At 68.1% G+C, this 683-nt stretch carries 1 protein-coding gene; it reads right to left on the bottom strand.

The window, feature by feature from the left end:
• A partial coding sequence (locus tag AC07UR_RS33865; RefSeq protein WP_494700491.1) for an ABC transporter transmembrane domain-containing protein occupies positions 1 to 683 on the bottom strand: 683 nt, incomplete at both ends.

Raw genomic sequence — 683 nt, 5'->3', positions numbered from 1 at the left:
CCGAGCATGGCGCGTGCCAGCGTCGTCTTGCCGCCGCCCGACGGACCGATCAGCCCCAGCGCCTGCCCGGCTTTCAGTTCCAGGCTCACTTCGCTCAAGAGCACCGCCCCGGTCGACGGCGCCACCGTCGTCACCTTGTCGAGCGACAGGCTTTCCGTCGGCGCCGGCAGGTCGAGGCTGCCGGAGCGCTCGTCGAGCACGCCGAGCGTCTCGTTGAGGCGATGATAGCTGCGCCGTGCCGCCACCACGCCCTTCCATTGCGCGATCGCCATGTCGACCGGCGCCAGTGCCCTGGCCGTCACGATCGACGAGGCGATGATCGAACCGGCCGACATCTGCCCGCGGATCGCCAGATAGGCGCCGAGCCCGAGGATCGCCGATTGCAGGATCATGCGCAGCACCTTCGACAGGCCCGACAGCGTGCCGCCGATGTCAGACGTCTTGGTCTGACAGTCGAGATGGCGGCGGTTGGCCTTTTCGAAGCGATCGACCGCCCGGCCGGTCATGCCCATGGCATGCAGCACGTCGCTGTTGCGGGCATTGCTTTCGGCCACCGAGCTGCGCGCCACCGAGGCCTTGATCATCGAGCTGGAATGGCGCCGCGTCAGCACCTCGGCAATGATCGTCAGCACCGCCAGCACCAGCGCGCCGCCGACCGTGAGGTAGCCGAGCATCGGATGCAA

It is taken from the genome of Ensifer sp. GW821-FHT05G01, assembly GCF_059419585.1.
Note: the sequence above shows the minus strand (reverse complement) of the source record. Positions and strands in the feature narration are given on the sequence as shown.